Annotated in this window: 14 protein-coding genes and 1 tRNA gene; 5 read left to right on the plus strand and 10 right to left on the minus strand. The window is 33.3% G+C overall.

Annotated features, from left to right (window positions below; all coding sequences use genetic code 11):
- Positions 1-172: 172 nt before the first annotated feature.
- The 3 genes from IM755_RS11070 to IM755_RS11080 all read right to left on the minus strand — a co-directional run bounded on the left by IM755_RS11070 (position 173) and on the right by IM755_RS11080 (position 3,717).
- Positions 173-1,915, minus strand: a complete 1,743-nt coding sequence (locus tag IM755_RS11070) for a tyrosine-type recombinase/integrase (protein WP_194096823.1) — start codon at positions 1,913-1,915, stop codon at positions 173-175.
- Between the two features lie 431 nt (positions 1,916-2,346).
- A tRNA-Tyr gene (locus tag IM755_RS11075) sits at positions 2,347-2,428 on the minus strand.
- 164 nt (positions 2,429-2,592) lie between these two features.
- Positions 2,593-3,717, minus strand: coding sequence for a TlpA disulfide reductase family protein (locus tag IM755_RS11080; RefSeq protein WP_194096825.1), 1,125 nt, complete (start codon positions 3,715-3,717; stop codon positions 2,593-2,595).
- 245 nt (positions 3,718-3,962) lie between these two features.
- Between IM755_RS11080 and rpsA the strand changes: the two genes are divergently transcribed.
- From rpsA to arsB, 5 genes are all read left to right on the plus strand, one after another.
- A complete protein-coding gene (rpsA, locus tag IM755_RS11085) occupies positions 3,963-5,726 on the plus strand; it encodes a 30S ribosomal protein S1 (RefSeq protein WP_194096827.1) in 1,764 nt (587 codons plus the stop codon).
- Positions 5,727-5,831: 105 nt separating this feature from the next.
- Entirely contained in the window at positions 5,832-6,155 is a 324-nt protein-coding gene (locus IM755_RS11090; protein WP_026726706.1) for an ArsR/SmtB family transcription factor, read from the plus strand.
- 104 nt (positions 6,156-6,259) lie between these two features.
- The gene (locus tag IM755_RS11095) at positions 6,260-6,736 is read left to right on the plus strand and encodes a DUF6428 family protein (protein ID WP_194096829.1); all 477 of its coding nucleotides are present in this window, start codon (positions 6,260-6,262) and stop codon (positions 6,734-6,736) included.
- Between the two features lie 20 nt (positions 6,737-6,756).
- On the plus strand, positions 6,757-7,365 hold the full coding sequence (locus tag IM755_RS11100) for a low molecular weight phosphatase family protein (protein ID WP_194096831.1): 609 nt from the start codon (positions 6,757-6,759) through the stop codon (positions 7,363-7,365).
- Positions 7,366-7,371: 6 nt separating this feature from the next.
- Positions 7,372-8,403, plus strand: a complete 1,032-nt coding sequence (gene arsB, locus IM755_RS11105) for an ACR3 family arsenite efflux transporter (protein ID WP_194096833.1) — start codon at positions 7,372-7,374, stop codon at positions 8,401-8,403.
- A 32-nt stretch (positions 8,404-8,435) separates the two neighbouring features.
- On the opposite strand, the gene IM755_RS11110 is transcribed toward arsB, so the two are convergent.
- The 7 genes from IM755_RS11110 to IM755_RS11140 all read right to left on the minus strand — a co-directional run bounded on the left by IM755_RS11110 (position 8,436) and on the right by IM755_RS11140 (position 17,879).
- The gene (locus IM755_RS11110; RefSeq protein ID WP_194096835.1) at positions 8,436-10,181 is read right to left on the minus strand and encodes a T9SS type A sorting domain-containing protein; all 1,746 of its coding nucleotides are present in this window, start codon (positions 10,179-10,181) and stop codon (positions 8,436-8,438) included.
- Positions 10,182-10,334: 153 nt separating this feature from the next.
- A complete protein-coding gene (locus tag IM755_RS11115) occupies positions 10,335-10,592 on the minus strand; it encodes a DUF6952 family protein (RefSeq protein ID WP_194096837.1) in 258 nt (85 codons plus the stop codon).
- A 2-nt stretch (positions 10,593-10,594) separates the two neighbouring features.
- Complete coding sequence (locus tag IM755_RS11120) at positions 10,595-10,903, minus strand: thioredoxin family protein (RefSeq protein WP_194096839.1); 309 nt, start codon at positions 10,901-10,903, stop codon at positions 10,595-10,597.
- Positions 10,904-10,977: 74 nt separating this feature from the next.
- Positions 10,978-11,613: a peroxiredoxin gene (locus IM755_RS11125; protein ID WP_026726698.1), complete on the minus strand. Its 636-nt coding sequence runs from the start codon at positions 11,611-11,613 to the stop codon at positions 10,978-10,980.
- A 196-nt stretch (positions 11,614-11,809) separates the two neighbouring features.
- Positions 11,810-13,990, minus strand: coding sequence for a catalase/peroxidase HPI (gene katG, locus IM755_RS11130; RefSeq protein ID WP_194096840.1), 2,181 nt, complete (start codon positions 13,988-13,990; stop codon positions 11,810-11,812).
- A gap of 141 nt (positions 13,991-14,131) precedes the next feature.
- Positions 14,132-15,598: a Na+/H+ antiporter NhaC gene (gene nhaC, locus IM755_RS11135; protein ID WP_194096843.1), complete on the minus strand. Its 1,467-nt coding sequence runs from the start codon at positions 15,596-15,598 to the stop codon at positions 14,132-14,134.
- Positions 15,599-15,707: 109 nt separating this feature from the next.
- A complete protein-coding gene (locus tag IM755_RS11140; RefSeq protein ID WP_194096845.1) occupies positions 15,708-17,879 on the minus strand; it encodes a S9 family peptidase in 2,172 nt (723 codons plus the stop codon).
- Positions 17,880-17,885: the final 6 nt, after the last annotated feature.

Consider the following 17,885-nt stretch of genomic DNA (forward strand, 5'->3'; position numbering starts at 1 on the left):
GATTCTCAGTTTTCGGTTCTTTTTCTTGAATTACATTTTCAATAATTTCAGATTTTCTAGCATTGCAACTTATTAAAAGTAGTAAGAAAGTTATTTTGAGTAGGTTTTTCATAGTATTACGCACAACTAGTAAATATCATCAAATATATACAACTTTTTTTAACTTTAAAAACTATTCTTCAAGTTTTTTCTTACCTTTTATGTCAACCATGCGATCTAACGGACTCTGTATCCTATCAACAGCAGTTTTCGTTAAATGCGTATAAACAGTAGTCGTTTTTATACTCGAATGCCCTAAAAATTGCTGAATGTAGCGGATATCCGTCCCGTTTTCTAATAAATGTGTCGCAAAACTATGACGCAACGTATGCACCGTAGCCTTCTTCTCTAAACCCGATAACTTTATAGCATTACGCATCACCTGTTGTACACTTCCTGTACTATAAGGCTCGCCCGCAAACTGACCCTCAAAAACATAATGTTTACCCTTATAAAGTTCTCTATAAAGCTGTAAAGAAGTAACAATAGAGTAGGGCAGCATAACCATTCTATCTTTCTTACCCTTAGCATTCTTAACATGAATCTTGTGTTCCTCAAATAAAATATCACTCCATTTCAAACTCACAATCTCACTCACACGCAACCCAGCTCCATAACCTATCAACAACAAAAGCTTGTGTTTCGGATTATCTACAACTTTAAAAATCTGCAAACATTCCTCCATAGTCAATACAACAGGCAACTTTTTCTCCTTCTTTGGTCGTGGAAGCACAAAACTATAATCAACTTTCCCTAAAACTTGCTGATAATAAAATTGAACCCCATTCACCATACTATGTCCACTCGTAGCAGACAAACCACGCTCCATCAAAGAGCCTAAAAAACGAATAATTTCCTCCTTAGTAACTTCCTCAGGATTTCGAAACTCAAAAAAGCGTAAAAATTGAATAAAAGCACCACAATACGTTCGCAAGGTTGAACTACTATAATTCAAAGCCAATAAAGTGTCAATCATCTTACTTAAATAACTTTGAGCTTGCTCTGGAACCAAATCCAGTAAGCTTTTCTTCGTTTTAGATAAGTCCAATTGTTTTTTATTAGGCAAATTTCGTTTATCCAAATAATTCTTCGGAAGCAAAGAGGTAATACTAATGCTAGAAGATTCAAACTGTAAATGCAAAGAATCCATCACTACAGGTGCCGCCGGAAGCAAATAACACCCCTTAATCTTACTGTAGCGAGCCATCGAAAAACGTTTTAATTTCTCATGAACCGCAACCATTTTAGGAACATGAACTTCCATCCAAGCTGCATCTTCTAAATGAGGTAAAATCCTAATTTCTCCCTTACCAACAAACGAATCTTTAACAAAATAGTCCGTACCAAAAAACTCAGAAACGCCTAAAACCTTTTCCACTTCATGCTTCACAACTTCATTTCTAAAAACCATATAGCTTTTATAATTTCCGTTCCAATAAACACCCTTAGTTTTCAAAAGTTGTTTACTAATTTCATGATGAAAATGCATCTTAAAAACCCAATATTTACCAATACTTGGCAACAATTGTAACTTCAATTTATCCAAAGATATCACAGTTGGTTTATGTTCAGGATTACTCAAAGAAGAGTCTAACTGAAGAGCGCTTGAAGAAGCTATGGGTGAAAGGTCACGGTTATCAACACCGGTCACCATATTAGGGATAGAAGATTCAGTAACCACCACTAAATCTGGAAAATGAGAACGTAATAAATGATAAGAAGCCTTAGAATAATCCAAATACCAACACCTACGAGAACCACTATAAGTAGCACCTAAACGTTTTAAAACAGCAATAATTTCAAAATTCTTATCAAAAAACACCCCAATGCGATAAGCACCATGGTGAAAAATTTTCTCAATACGTACACTCTTCATGGCAAATACAAAATTTAAATGGCTTATAATGATGCAAATATACAAAAAAATATATTTCCAAAACCAAAATAACACTTCCGTCACTTCGAAATAACACCACCGTCACTTCGAGTGTTTTTAAATTGTAAAGCCTAAGATTTACAACTTAAAAATGTATCGAGAACTCTAAAAACAATACAACATTATATTTTGTCAAGTCGAGCCAAGTCGAAACTACACAGATACTAGGAAGATACTAGGAAGATAATAGGAAGATAATAGGAAGATACTTAGTACATAAAGCGTAGATATAGCACTGATATGGCATAGATAAAGTATAGATAGTGTATAGATAAAGTATAGATAGTGTATGGATACAATATGCTAGAAGTATATTTTTATCACATGAAGCCAAAAGAAATAAAAAAAGCACCTCATTAGAGGTGCTTTTGTGGGGAGAGCAGGATTCGAACCTGCGAAGATGTAATCAGCGGATTTACAGTCCGCCCTCGTTGGCCGCTTGAGTATCTCCCCAAGCCATCTTGCTTATTTGACTAAGCGGTTGCAAATATAGAATTGTTTTTTATTCCTACAAAGGATTTTGTTACTATTTTACCGACTATTTTATAACATTCTGTAAATGAAAAACATAAAAAAATCTCCCTAAGGAGATTTTTTAAATTTATATCGAGCAAGATTTATTTTACTCCTAAAAGTTCTTTTACTTTAGCGCGCAATTCATCACCTCTAAGATCTTTTGCTACAATATTTCCTTTAGCATCCAAGATAAAAGTAGCTGGAATAGATTCAACATTGTACATTTTAGCAATTGGTTCGTTCCAATATTTCAAATTAGAAATTTGTGGCCAAGTTAAACCGTCTTTTGCGATAGCTTCTTTCCATTTAGCAGCATCTTTATCTAAAGACACGCCAATGATGTTTAATCCTTGTGCGTGAAATTCGTTGTATAAAGCCACTACATTAGGGTTTTCACCTCTACACGGTCCGCACCATGAAGCCCAAAAATCAATAATTGTCACTTTTCCTAATGTTTCTTTTAAAGAAATTCTTTTTCCTTCTGGAGAGTTTGCTGAAAAATTAGGTGCTTTTTCTCCTATCTTAACTACATTCTTTTTAAAAATAACAGCGCTAATTCTTTTTCCGCTATTAGTTTGTTGCATCGTTTTATCTAACTTATTGTAAATTTTGGTTACTTCTTCTTTAGAAAGATAGTTTCTCATCAAGAAATTTTCTAATAACAAGACAGAAATATAGGTGTCAGGATTATCATTAATAAATTTCTTAGAATACACATTCATTTCATCCTGAAATTTTTGATATTCACTCATTAATCTCTTAATAGTAACAGTATCTTTTTTTACCTGAGCATTTTGCATTATCTCACCATTATCTCTTTCATATTTTGCTACCTTTTCAGAAATGGCTCTAGATTCATTGTTGAATTTTTGAAACATATCGTTATTAGGCGTACCACCAAGTGAAGATTTATGCAATGAATCTTTAACAATTTTAATATCAATTTTACCTTCCTCAATAATTATTGGAAGATTAATAGGAGAGTTTTCAATTCTTACAAAACCCAAATCGATGTTTTTTGCAATTCCTCTTAGCTCAAATTTTCCGTCGGTAACCACAGCGGTATCCATTATTATTGTCCCTAGTTCAGATTGCATTTCTACAAATGCTTTTTTTCCGTTTTCAATCCCTTTAGCTTCTCCGCTAATAAGAAATTCATTATCTTTTAAGTTGTTACACGAGATAATTGATAATGTAAGTAAAGCTAATAATGTTATTTTTTTCATCGTTTTAAATTAATTTTCGCAAATGTATTCAAAATAACTCACTTACAAAACATAAAAAAATGTTAGAATGACTATAAAAAACTAGTGTTCAAAGTTTTGTAAATCAAAAATATAGTTGTAATTTTGCGCACCTTTTGGCGAAAAAGCGTTTCCATTAGGTATCAATTATTTATGTAAAACACTGTTGATGTTTTCTATTCGCATAAAGAAACGCAAGAAACCCAACATACAAATTTTTAATCAGCATGTCTGAAATTAACAAAACACAAGAAGAGTTTTTAGCGAATTTTAACTGGCACAACTATGCAGAAGGTATTGATGCAGTTGACGAGAAAAACTTACAAGAATTTGAAGATCTAGTAACTAAAACTTTCATTTCTACAGGAGATGAGGAAGTAGTAGAAGGAGTTGTTGTAAGAATTACTGATAGAGATGCTATCGTTGATATCAACGCTAAATCTGAAGGTGTTATCTCTTTAAACGAATTCCGTTACAATCCTAACTTAAAAGTTGGTGATAAAGTAGAAGTATTAATCGACGTTCGTGAAGACAAAACAGGTCAGTTAGTATTATCTCACAGAAAAGCTAGAACTATCAAAGCTTGGGACAGAGTTATCGCTGCTAACGAAACAGGAGAAATAGTTAATGGTTTCGTAAAATGTAGAACTAAAGGTGGTATGATCGTTGACGTATTCGGAATCGAAGCATTCTTACCAGGTTCTCAAATTGATGTAAAACCAATCCGTGATTACGATCAATATGTGAATAAAACTATGGAATTCAAAGTAGTTAAAATTAACCACGAATTCAAAAACGTAGTAGTATCTCACAAAGCACTTATCGAAGCTGATATCGAAGTTCAGAAAAAAGAAATTATCGGTCAGTTAGAAAAAGGTCAAGTATTAGAAGGTGTTGTTAAAAACATTACTTCTTACGGGGTATTCATCGACTTAGGAGGTGTAGACGGATTAATCCACATCACTGACTTATCTTGGTCAAGAATCAACCACCCATCTGAAGTATTAGAATTAGACCAAAAATTAAACGTTGTAATCCTTGATTTCGATGATGAGAAAACAAGAATTCAATTAGGTTTAAAACAATTACACGCTCATCCATGGGATGCTTTAGGAGCTGAATTAAAAGTAGGTGATAAAGTTAAAGGTAAAGTAGTTGTTTTAGCTGATTACGGTGCTTTCATCGAAGTTGCTGAAGGTGTTGAAGGTTTAATCCACGTTTCTGAAATGTCTTGGTCTACTCACTTAAGATCAGCTCAAGATTTCATGAAAATTGGTGATGAAGTAGAGGCGGTTATCTTAACTCTTGATAGAGATGAAAGAAAAATGTCTTTAGGTATCAAACAAATGACGCAAGATCCATGGACAGATATCACGGCTAAATACCCAGTAGGTTCTAAACACACTGGAATCGTTAGAAACTTTACTAACTTCGGAATTTTCGTAGAGTTAGAAGAAGGTATCGACGGTTTAGTATATATCTCTGATTTATCTTGGACTAAGAAAATCAAACACCCATCTGAATTTGTAAACGTAGGTGATAAATTAGACGTTGTTGTTTTAGAATTAGACGTTGAAGGTCGTAAATTATCTTTAGGTCACAAACAAACAACTCCAAATCCTTGGGATAAGTATGAAGATGCTTTCGCTGTTGGAACTATCCACAACGGAACAATTTCAGAAATCGTTGACAAGGGAGCTACTGTAGAATTTGGTGACGATATCGTTGCTTTCATTCCTACACGTCACTTAGAAAAAGAAGACGGTAAAAAATTGAAAAAAGGAGATACTGCTGACTTCAAAGTTATTGAGTTCAACAAAGAATTCAAAAGAGTAGTAGCATCTCATACAGCTATCTTCAGAGAAGAAGAAGAGAAAATCGCTAAAACTGTAACTGAAAACACTTCAGCTCCAGCACAAACATCTACTTTAGGTGATAACAACGATATTCTTGCTGAATTAAAAGCTAAAATGGAAAAAGGAGGTAAATAATCTCTAATTTTCTAAATATTTTAAATCCCGAAAGAAATTTCGGGATTTTTTATTGTGTATTATATTTGTTTATCGTAATATTGCAATATAATAATTTAAAAAATCATGGGAGCTTCAAAATCTGATTCTTTTTCAATAGAGCAAAACGAAATGGCAACTTTGTTCAAAGCCTTGTCGCATCCTGCTCGTATAGCAATTGTAGACTATTTATTAACTGTGGATACTTGTATTTGTGGTGATATTGTAAACGAATTACCATTAGCACAGCCTACGATTTCGCAACACTTGAAAGAATTAAAAAACGCTAACATCATCAAAGGAACTATCGAAGGAACCGCAATTTGCTATTGCATCAATCCAGATACTATTGATAAAATAGAAAACCACTTTGGTATGATTCGTCATAAGTTAAAAAACAAATGTTGCTAAGTGAAGCAACGTCAATTCGAATGATTTTTAAAAGAGAAAATGCTAATTTTTGCTTTTAAAAATTGTATCGAGAACTTTTGAAAATAATTTAAAAAAACACAACTATGAAACTATCCGAAATCAAAACTCAATTAAAAAAGCTATCTACAATAGCGTTTCAATTGCCAAACGGCGATTTGGTGCCAAGTCATTTCCACGTTACTGAAGTGGGAAAAGTAACCAAACATTTCATCGATTGCGGTGGAACTGTTAGAACAGAAGAAGTAGTGAATTTCCAACTTTGGGAAGCCAATGATTACGATCACAGATTGCACCCAGAAAAACTAGTTCACATCATAGAACTTTCAGAAAAAACATTAGGTTTACCTGATTTGGAAATTGAAGTTGAATACCAAATGAAGGAAACCATCGGAAAATTTAGTTTGGAATTTGATGGAACCAACTTTCAGTTACGTTCAAAACTAACCGATTGTTTAGCCAAAGACAATTGCGGAATTCCACCAGAAAAAATGAAAGTCAAAATAGGCGAGTGGAAGCCAAAACAAACTTCTTGTTGTACACCTGATTCAGGTTGTTGCTAATTTTTTAACGTAAAATAATTATGTTAGAGGATTTATCAAAAACCATCGAATCTATTGCGAAAATTACGGTTTCAGAGGAACGTAAAGCAATTTTGCAACCGCTAGTAGATTACATTCAAAATAAAGTCGATTTAAACGAAGAAATTCGATTGAATTTCATTTGTACGCACAATTCAAGAAGAAGTCATTTGTCGCAAATCTGGGCACAAACCATGACATTTCAATTCGGAATCAAGAATGTATTTTGCTATTCTGGCGGAACGGAAGCAACAGCAATGTTCTCAAAAGTTGGCGAAACCTTAGTAAACCAAGGATTTCAAATTCAGAAGTTAAGTCAAGAGCAAAATCCAGTTTACGCAGTTAAATTTGATGATAATCAACATCCCATCATTTGTTTTTCAAAAACTTATTTCGATGATTTTAATCCAAAAACTAACTTCGGAGCCATTATGACCTGCAATAACGCAGACGAAGGTTGTCCAATGGTTTTTGGTGCAGAAGCAAGATTTTCAATCAAATACGACGATCCAAAAGCCTTTGATGGAACTGATGTAATGAACGAAAAATACGCTGAAAGAAGTTTACAAATTGCCAGTGAAATGTATTTTGTATTTTCTCAAATTAAATAGAAATAAATGAAAAAACGATTAGGATTTTTAGACCGCTATTTAACGCTTTGGATTTTCTTAGCGATGTTAATTGGAGTAGGAATAGGATATTTTATTCCCAATTCAGCTGATTTTATAAATTCATTTTCATCAGGAACTACGAATGTTCCGTTGGCAATTGGATTAATTTTGATGATGTATCCACCTTTAACCAAAATTGATTTTTCTAAAGTGCCTCAAATGTTTGAAAAACCAAAGTTATTATCGGCTTCGTTTTTCATTACTTGGATTGTTGGACCTTTTTTAATGTTTTTATTGGCTACATTCTTCTTGAAAGATTATACAGAATACATGACAGGGTTAATTATCATAGGAATTGCGCCATGTATTGCTATGGTAATCGTTTGGAATGAACTAGCCGAAGGTAACCGAGAATTAACAGCAGGTTTAATTGGAATTAATAGTTTGTTACAAGTTTTCTTTTTTAGTTTATATGCGTATTTCTATTTGGAAATCATGTTGCCTTTATTCGGAATTAAAGGTTTAGAATTAAATATCACTATTTCAGAGATTGCTCAAACAGTTGGAATTTATTTAGGAATTCCGTTTGCATTGGCTGTTATAAGTCGTTTTGCTATTAAAAAGTTTATTGGAGATAAGTGGTTCAATCAAAAATTCATTCCTTTTGTATCACCAATTACTTTGATTGCCTTGCTTTTTACTATTGTAGTAATGTTCAGTTTAAAAGGTGAAATGATTGTTGATTTACCAATGGATGTTGTTCGTATTGCCATTCCATTAGTAATTTTCTTCGCTATTATGTTTTTCTTGATGTTCTTTGTAGCTAAGAAAATCGGTGCAGATTATAGAGATACTGTTGCTTTATCGTTTACCGCTTCAGGAAACAATTTTGAATTAGCAATAGCAGTATCTATCGGCGTATTTGGAATCAATAGCGGACAAGCCTTTGCTGGTGTTATAGGACCTTTAGTGGAAGTTCCCGCTTTGATAACTTTGGTGAATGTAGCTTTCTGGTTGAGAAAGAAATATTTTAAATAAAAAAACGCTCTTAAATAGAGCGTTTTTTCGTTTTATTCTTTAACTACTTTTATTGTTTTTTGTTGGGAATCGTTTTCTAATACAATTAAGTAGATTCCACTTTCTAAATTAGTTAAATCTAAAGTATTAGAAGTTGCATTTTCAAATGATTTAGTGTCGATTAATTGACCTAAAACACTATAAATACTCGCTTTAGTTAATAAAATATTATCTAAATGTAAAATATCTCTAACTGGATTTGGATAAAAAACAAATGACTCAAAACTAGTATCATCAACACTTAAAGTAGTGGTGATATTAAATTGATAAGGTGTTGTATAATTGGTATTAGTTGGGCTAGTGCTTGTAAGTTTTAAATAGTAATCTCCAGGCGCTAGCGTTCTTGTAAAACTAATTGTAGCACCACTATTATTTTGTGATGCTCCTACAGCAGTTCCTGCCGAATTTAAAATGGTACCGTTCATAGCTGAAGTTACAATACTGCTTACATTTACTATCGCATTTACATTATCCGTTACTGTAAATTTAAAATAATCATTGTCTGCACCTGTTGGATTTTGAACCGTTGTGTAGCCTATATAGTTTTTATTTGTTTGAATTCCATAAGCTAATTCTTTGAAATTTGGTTCATCTAAACCTTGCATCATTTGGTATGGATAGCCTGGTAATTCTGTATGATTTTCAATTAAGTCATATCCAGAATTAAAATAGAATAATTTGGCAGGATAGGTTAATCCGGTTAGATAAGTATTCATATTCGAAGATGGTTCAGGAACAACTCCGTCTGTGGTAACATTACTTCCGAAAGCATTGGTAATTCTTCCAATAACACATGAAAAATCAATTAAATTATCTATTGATTTTTGATTTAATCCTTGAATATTTTCACCCACAATACCATTACAATTAATATCGGAATTGTAAAAATCTGGAGAGTACGAGTTGTCATTCATGCTAGTACTATTCTGAACTTCTAAACCTCCAAATAAAAAGTGACCACCTTCACCACTGTAGTAATAAGTAGTTTTTAAATCCCTAATAGCTTCCGAACTTACATCGGTTCCTGTCATAAATGCTAAGAAATTATCACTTGCATTACTTCCTCCATGAGGAGTTCCAAGAGTTAATAGTTTGGCAACATGATGTTTGTTATCCGATTGCCAATTGTAGGAGTTTTGAATGTACTCTCTAGAAGCTAAACCTCCCATACTGTGGCCTACTAAAATTACTTTATCTTTACCTGTTACTTCCATAACGCGTTGAACAGCAACTCTTACTGCTGCTCCTTGTTTAGCAATAGCTGATTGGTTACTTAAAACAGTTGTTCCGACAGCGCCATTTGGGTTTACATTGAAATTTACATAAAAATAATCACCGTTTTGTACTAAAGATTCAAATGCGGCAATATCTGCACCAGCTGTTGGGTAGAAATTTTTATTTGTTGTTGTATTGTTATTGTCAGCATTCAAACAAAAATCAAAACGACCACCAAAAGTAAAGCCATATTGAGTATCGTAATAATCAGTAGATGTATTCCAAGTTTCTGAACTTGAATTTAATCCGTGAATAAAAATAATGGGATAGGGAAGTTTGCTTTCAAAAACTCGATTTGTTGTATTTTGAACCGGAGTTTTTAGTGGAAATATACTATCGTTGCGATATTCGTATAGCTCAAATTCAGCTGGTCTTGGTTTAAATTCAATTCTCTCGTTTTGAGAAAATCCTATTGATGATATAAATAATAAGGCAAATGATGCAATCAAAGTAATTTTAGCCATACACATTATTTTTAATTTAATAATGTGCAATATATAAATAAATTGTTAAATTACTATGAATGCATATAATTTTTGTGTGATTTGAATATTAAAATGAAAAAAGCTCTATGTTTATCACATAAAGCTTAATAAATTCATTCTTTTGAAATGGTATTATTTGTCTATCGAACCTAAAACACGCTTCATAAAATCGTTTAAAGCTGTTTTTTTATCAGCTCCATCTTTTATGGCTTGATTTACTTCTAAAGCACCGTACATATTAGAAATTAATTCTGCAATTACATCTAATTCTTCATCTTTTAAAGAGGAAACTTCGCAAAGATTTTCTAATACTTCAATAGTTTCCACAATATAATCCTGATCGTTATCTTCAATAAATTGAGTTAACTGTTTTATAATGGGTAATTTCATAATTAAACTACTTCATTTACTAATTCGGCTAAAACTTCAGCTTTATTAGTTTGTGTTTGATTTACTAAAACACCATTTTTGAAAGTAGCAAACGTAGGTAAATTATCCACTTTTGCTAATTTTCTTGATTCTGGAAATTTTTCTGCATCTACCATTACAAAAGGAACTGCTTCGTTTTGAGAAGCCATCATTTTGAATTTTGGTTTCATAATACGGCAATTTCCACACCATGAAGCTGAATATTGTACTATAACCGTTTCGTTTGAAGCAACAATTTCCGCTAAATTATCTTGTTCAATTTCTGTAAACATTTTTTTTAGTTTAAAGTTTAAAGTTTCAAGTTCCAAGTTGAATAACCTGAAACCTGAAACTTGAAACAAAATTATTAATGAGAAGCTAAATAAGCAGCTGTAGATTTTCTATCAGCGTTCATTGCTTCTTTTCCTTCTTCCCAGTTAGCTGGACAAACCTCACCTTTAGTTTGAACGTGAGTGTAAGCATCGATTAATCTTAAGTACTCGTTTACGTTTCTTCCTAATGGCATATCGTTAACGCTTTCGTGGAATACTTTTCCTTCTTCGTCAATTAAATAAGTAGCTCTGAAAGTAACGTTTGAACCTTCTAAGATTTCATCATTTAAATCTTCGTTGTAAACCCATTCTGCATCTAAAATATCTAAAGCAGCAGCTAAGTTTCTAGTTGTATCAGCTAAAAGTGGATAAGTTACACCTTCGATTCCACCGTTATCTTTTGCTGTATTTAACCAAGCAAAGTGTACTTCGTTTGTATCACAAGAAGCACCAATAACCATTGTATTTCTATTTTCAAATTCTTGTAAAGCAGCTTGAAAAGCATGTAATTCTGTTGGGCATACGAAAGTAAAATCTTTTGGATACCAAAATAAAACTACTTTTTTCTTGTTGTTTACCGCTTCTTCTAAAACGTTGATTCTTAAATTATCTCCCATGAAAGAGATTGCGTCTACTGTAATGTTTGGGAATTTTTTTCCAACTAATGCCATGATTTTTTATTTAAAATTATTGTTATTTTTCTGAGTGCGAAATTACAAATAGAAACAACAAAAAAACATGATATTTATTATATTTTTAGATATTATGATAGATAAAAATTATGGAAGATTTTTCCATCAAAATTTAAAGTAATAAAATAAAAAAACCACCTGAAATTAGGTGGTTTTAGTGAGTTCTACATTGAAATTATTTCAAGTCAAATCGGTCAGCGTTCATTACTTTTGTCCAAACATTGATAAAATCTTTTACGAATTTCTCTTTATTGTCGTCTTGTGCATACACTTCTGCATAAGCACGAAGAATTGAATTTGAACCAAAGATTAAATCTACACGAGTTGCTGTCCATTTAGTAGCACCTGTTTTTCTGTTTACGATGTTGTAAAGATTATCTCCAACAGGTTTCCAAGAATAGTTCATATCGGTTAAGTTCACGAAGAAATCATTCGTAAGAACACCTTCTTTATCAGTGAATACTCCATGTTTGGTTCCTCCAAAATTAGTTCCTAAAACACGCATTCCTCCAATTAAAACCGTCATTTCTGTAGCGGTTAAACCTAAAAGTTGCGCTTTGTCCAACATTAATTCTTCTGGTTCCACAACATATTTCGCTTTCATGAAGTTTCTGAAAGCATCGTTTGTTGGTTCTAATACTTCGAATGATTCTGCATCTGTCATTTCTGGAGAAGCATCGCCTCTTCCTGCGTGGAATGGAACTTTAACGTTAAATCCACCTTCTTTTGCAGCTTGTTCGATTGCAGCACTTCCTCCTAATACGATTAAATCTGCTAAGCTTACTTTTTTCGATAAACCAGCTTGGATTTCAACTAATTTATTCAAGACTTTTTGTAATCTTTCTGGTTCGTTGGCTACCCAATTTCTTTGTGGTTCTAATCGGATTCTGGCTCCATTAGCACCGCCTCTAAAATCAGAACCTCTGAAAGTTCTTGCGCTATCCCAAGCGGTATTGATTAATTCGGTTCTAGTTAATCCAGAATTTAATAATTTCACTTTTAAGTCTTCAATTTCTGAATCTGATAACTTGTAATCTGCTGTTGGAATCGGATCTTGCCAAATTAATTCTTCTTTTGGAGCATCAGCACCTAAATAACGAGAACTTGGACCTAAATCTCGGTGTGTTAATTTGAACCAAGCTCTTGCGAAAACATCTGAAAAATATGCTGGATCTTTGTAAAAACGCTCTGAAATTTCGCGATAAGCTGGATCCATTTTCATCGCCATATCGGCATCCGTCATAATCGGATTTCTTTTTACTGATGGATTGTAAGCGTCAGTCGGCATGTCTTCTTCTTTGATGTTGATCGGTTCCCATTGATTAGCACCAGCGGGACTTTTCTTTAATTCCCAATCGTAGTTTAATAATAAGTGGAAATATTCGTTGTCCCAACGTGTTGGATGAGTTGTCCAAGAACCTTCTAAACCACTAGTAACAGCATTTGCACCGCCACCTTTTGGGTTTAACCAACCAAAACCTTGATTTTCAATAGCACCTGCTTCTGGCTCTGGACCTAAAGTAGAAGCATCTCCATTTCCATGAGCTTTTCCAACAGTGTGGCCTCCAGCGGTTAAAGCTACAGTTTCTTCATCGTTCATCGCCATTCTTTGGAAAGTAACACGAACGTCATAAGCGGTTTTTAGTGGGTCAGGTTGTCCGTCAACGCCTTCTGGGTTTACGTAAATTAATCCCATCATTACAGCTGCTAATGGATTTTCTAAATCTCGTTCTCCAGAATATCTTGTTCCTTTACTACCTGATTTAGCTAACCATTCTCTCTCAGCTCCCCAATAAATGTCTTTTTCAGGGTGCCAAATATCTTCACGACCACCAGCGAATCCGAATGTTTTTAATCCCATCGATTCGTAAGCCATATTTCCGGCTAAAATCATTAAGTCAGCCCAAGAAATTTTGTTTCCATATTTCTTTTTGATAGGCCATAATAATCTTCGTGCTTTATCTAAATTTCCATTATCAGGCCAACTGTTTAAAGGAGCAAATCTCAAATTTCCTGTTCCAGAACCACCACGACCATCTGAAATTCTATAAGTTCCAGCAGAATGCCATGCCATACGGATAAATAATCCACCATAATGACCCCAATCGGCTGGCCACCAATCTTGACTTTCAGTCATTAAGTTTTTTAAATCGGATTTTAAGGCTTCTAAATCTAGTTTTTTGAATTCCTCTGCATAATTGAAGTTTTCTCCTAATGGATTGGTTTTGGTGTCATGTTGGTGCAAAATATCTAAATTCAATGATTTTGGCCACCAATCGTGATTTTTAACACCATCACTTAATCCTTTTTGGTTTTGATGAAATGGGCATTTGCTAATGTCGTTTGAGTTTTCCATATTCAATAATTTTAATTTATGATTGTAAGTGTTTGTTTTCTAATTTTTTACACTTGCTAATTTACGAATAAAAAAACCACTACCTTGTTAAAGTAATGGTTAAATTTTATTTAAGTATAAATTAAAATTATAGTAAATATACTATTTAATAGTATTAATCAATTGTCTGATTTTAATATTGAATGCAGCAAAAATTAACGTCATGAATGGACTTAGTATATTGAAGAAAGCATAAGGTAAATAATCAAGAGTTGATACACCAAGAGTTCCCGCTTGATAAGCGCCACAAGTATTCCAAGGGACTAAAACCGAAGTTACCGTTCCAGTATCCTCTAGAGTTCTACTTAAGTTTTCAGGAGCTAAACCTTTATCTTTATAAGCTTTGGCAAACATTTTACCTGGAACTACAATCGCTAAATATTGGTCAGAAGCGGTAATGTTTAACGCTAAACAGCTTCCAACTGTTGAAGCGAATAAACCAAAAGTAGAATGCGCTAATTTTAATAAGGATTCACTAATTCTTGATAAAGCTCCAATGGCATCCATAATTCCTCCGAAAACCATCGCACATAAAATTAACCAAATAGTAGGCAACATTTTAGCCATACCGCCAGATGTAAATAAATCAATTAAAGTTTTATTTTCTGTTGGTACAACTACTTTTGATGTAATAGCTTCCATAACTCCTTTATAAGCAGATTTAAAAGTCATGCTGTTAGCTCCTGTGATTCCGTTCACAACTTCAGGTTGGAAAATAATTGCAAATATTCCTGCTAATAAAGTTCCAACTAATAGTGCAACCAAAGGTTCTGTTTTCTTCACGATTAATCCAATAACAATAACTGGAACTAAAAATAACCAAGGCGTTACATTAAAACTTGCTGTAATTGAATTTAATAAGTCATCTGTATTGGCTTCACCTGTTACATCTACTGAAAGTCCTAAAATTATGAATAACAATAAAGTGATAATGTAAGTAGGAATTGTAGTTAAACTCATGTATTTAATATGCGTAAACAAATCAGTTCCTGCCATAGCAGGGGCAAGGTTGGTAGTGTCTGACATTGGAGATAATTTATCACCAAAATAAGCACCTGAAATTACTGCTCCGGCAACCATTCCTAAATCAAAACCTAAAGCACCTCCAATACCTATCAAGGCAATACCTACAGTAGCAGAAGTGGTCCAAGAACTACCTGTTGCGATTGAAATTACCGAACAAATAATCAAAGTAGCTGGTAAAAATACGGCTGGACTCAAAATTTGTAAACCATAATAAATCATGGAAGGAATGATACCACTTACCATCCAAGTTCCTGCTAAAGCACCTACCATCAATAAAATTAAGATAGCTCCTGCAGTGGATTTTATATTGTTAGCTACTTCATCAAGCATTTTATGAAAAGGAACTTTTGTAAAATATCCCATAATCGCCGCAACAGCACCACCAAGTAAAAGAATAAACTGATTACTTCCACCTAATGCATTATCATCGGGTCCGTTGTAAGCAAAAAGTACATTGTAAGCAAGCATTCCAATTAGAGCAAAAACGGGAATTAAGGCTTCCCAAAGTTTTAACTCTCTGTTTTTTATGATTTTAGTATCCATTTAGTTTTGTTTGAGGTTGCAATATAGAAAAATGCTTTTTATTTTGAAAACTTCTTAAAAAAGAAATCCGCTGATAATTCAACGGATTCGCTTTTTATTTTGTGAAAATTTATTTTTTCAAGTGTAAATCAAAGTAATCTGCAATTTTTGCATACATGTGAATTCGATCTCTTCCACTTACGTTATGTTCGTGATTTGGATATAAGAAATAATCTACTTGTTTTCCTGCTTTAATGCAAGCTTCAATAAAATTCATACTATGTTGTTGCACCACTACAGGGTCTTGCGCCCCGTGAATAATTAACAATTTTCCTTTTAAATCTTTTGCTTTGTTTAACAAAGATGTTTTTTCATAACCTTCTGGATTTTCTTGTGGTGTATCCATATAGCGTTCTCCATACATAATTTCATAGTATTTCCAATCAATAACTGGTCCACCAGCTACACCTACTTTGAATACATCAGAATGATTTGTCATTAACGAAGTGGTCATGAAACCACCGTAACTCCATCCAAAAACACCAATTTTATCAGCATCAACAAATGATTTTGATTTTAAGAATTCAATTCCTTTCATTTGATCTGCCATTTCGTTTACGCCTAAATTTCTATGCGTAACCTCACAGAATTTTTTACCACGAGAATCGCTTCCTCTATTGTCTAACGTAAATACTACGTATCCTTTTTGAGCCATGTAAATATCAAAGAATCCAGCACCACCTAACCAACGATTGTTTACTAATTGCGCGTGAGAACCTCCGTAAACATAAACCATTACTGGATATTTTTTAGTAGCATCAAAGTTTCCAGGATAAATTAATCTTCCGTTTAATGGCGTTTTTCCATCAGGAGAAGTTAAGGTTACGAATTCAATTTTAGGTAAATCAATTTTTCCTGTGAATGGATTTTCGGCTTTTACTAAAGAAGTATTCGCCATTTTATTTTTGATGTTTAAAATCGAAATTTCGTTTGGAGTGGTTAAATTGCTGTATTGGTCTAAAATCATGGTTCCGTCAGAAGAAACAGAAGCGGTGTGCGTTCCAGAAACTGTCGTTAACTGTATAGTTTTTCCTGATTTTAAATCCACTTGAAACAACTGACGATCTAAGCCATTATTGGTTGTTCCGATGTAGTTTATTTTTGTGTTGCTTGCATCAAAACCTAATACGTCTTTTACTACAACATCATTAAAACCTAAGTTTTTCAATAGTTTTCCATCGGTATTGTATAAATACATTTGGTTGAAACCAAAGAAATCGGTTTGGTAAATAAATTGATAAGGGTTATTGGGTACAAAAGTTAATGGATGTTGTGGTTCTACCCAAGTTGTTGTTTTTTCTTCAAATAATGTTTTTACTAAAGCGCCTGTTGCCACATCATATTTATTGAATTTTAAATGATTTTGTTCGCGATTCAAAATGCCAATGAAAATATGTTTTCCAGTTGGTTCCCAAGACACCATGGTTAAATATTGGTCTTTTGGTTCGCCAGTCTGAATTGTTACTTTTTTACCTGAAACTATATCGTAAATTACCAAAGTAACATTCTCACTTGTCATTCCAGCCATTGGATATTTGATGTCTTTGTTGGTTGCTTCTCGTTCATTCCAATTGGTTAAAGGATAATTAGCTACCATAGTTTCATCTTTACGATAATAGGCTAATTGCGTTCCTTCTTCGTTCCACCACATTCCTCTGTCGATACCAAATTCTTGACGGTGTACATAATCAGAACCGTTTACGATTGATTTGTTTTCATCGTTCGTAACTTCAATAACTTGTCCCGATGGAGTTGTAATTCGGATATTGTTTTCTTGTAACCAAGCTACATTGTTGTTAGAAGCGAATTTTGCCTGAGTACCTTCAACCGCATAACTAATCACAGAAGTAATTTGTTTTGAAACAACGTCATACGTTACTTTGTAATTGTTTTTCTTGCCTGCAACTTCCGTTTCAAACGTATTTACAGTTTTCCAATTGATTGAAAATGGAAACGTTCTAATCGTAAATTCATCATTTGAAATTTTCGATTTCAAAGCGGTTTCAAATTCAGCTTTTGAAGCTAAAGTTGAAGCTGTCCAACCGTTTGCAGCGCTTTTTTCAATAAGAGAAGAAAAGTCAGTACTTAAATACGTGATGGATTTGGAATCTTTACGCCATTGTTGGGCAGTTTGTGTTGTTGGGGCATATTTTCTTGGCCCTAAAACGGTTTCTTCAATGGTTAAATTTTGCGCAACAGCAAAGCTTCCAACCAATAGAAAACTTAAAATATATTTTTTCATTACAGG

This window comes from Flavobacterium proteolyticum, from assembly GCF_015223105.1.
GTDB lineage: Bacteria > Bacteroidota > Bacteroidia > Flavobacteriales > Flavobacteriaceae > Flavobacterium > Flavobacterium proteolyticum.

Bases quoted from the DNA above. Each gene is read 5' to 3' on its own strand.
- IM755_RS11070 (WP_194096823.1), bottom strand. From the start codon at position 1,915: ATGAAGAGTGTACGTATTGAGAAAATTTTTCACCATGGTGCTTATCGC.
- IM755_RS11080 (WP_194096825.1), bottom strand. From the start codon at position 3,717: ATGAAAAAAATAACATTATTAGCTTTACTTACATTATCAATTATCTCG.
- rpsA (WP_194096827.1), top strand. From the start codon at position 3,963: ATGTCTGAAATTAACAAAACACAAGAAGAGTTTTTAGCGAATTTTAAC.
- IM755_RS11090 (WP_026726706.1), top strand. From the start codon at position 5,832: ATGGGAGCTTCAAAATCTGATTCTTTTTCAATAGAGCAAAACGAAATG.
- IM755_RS11095 (WP_194096829.1), top strand. From the start codon at position 6,260: ATGAAACTATCCGAAATCAAAACTCAATTAAAAAAGCTATCTACAATA.
- IM755_RS11100 (WP_194096831.1), top strand. From the start codon at position 6,757: ATGTTAGAGGATTTATCAAAAACCATCGAATCTATTGCGAAAATTACG.
- arsB (WP_194096833.1), top strand. From the start codon at position 7,372: ATGAAAAAACGATTAGGATTTTTAGACCGCTATTTAACGCTTTGGATT.
- IM755_RS11110 (WP_194096835.1), bottom strand. From the start codon at position 10,181: ATGGCTAAAATTACTTTGATTGCATCATTTGCCTTATTATTTATATCA.
- IM755_RS11115 (WP_194096837.1), bottom strand. From the start codon at position 10,592: ATGAAATTACCCATTATAAAACAGTTAACTCAATTTATTGAAGATAAC.
- IM755_RS11120 (WP_194096839.1), bottom strand. From the start codon at position 10,903: ATGTTTACAGAAATTGAACAAGATAATTTAGCGGAAATTGTTGCTTCA.
- IM755_RS11125 (WP_026726698.1), bottom strand. From the start codon at position 11,613: ATGGCATTAGTTGGAAAAAAATTCCCAAACATTACAGTAGACGCAATC.
- katG (WP_194096840.1), bottom strand. From the start codon at position 13,990: ATGGAAAACTCAAACGACATTAGCAAATGCCCATTTCATCAAAACCAA.
- nhaC (WP_194096843.1), bottom strand. From the start codon at position 15,598: ATGGATACTAAAATCATAAAAAACAGAGAGTTAAAACTTTGGGAAGCC.
- IM755_RS11140 (WP_194096845.1), bottom strand. From the start codon at position 17,879: ATGAAAAAATATATTTTAAGTTTTCTATTGGTTGGAAGCTTTGCTGTT.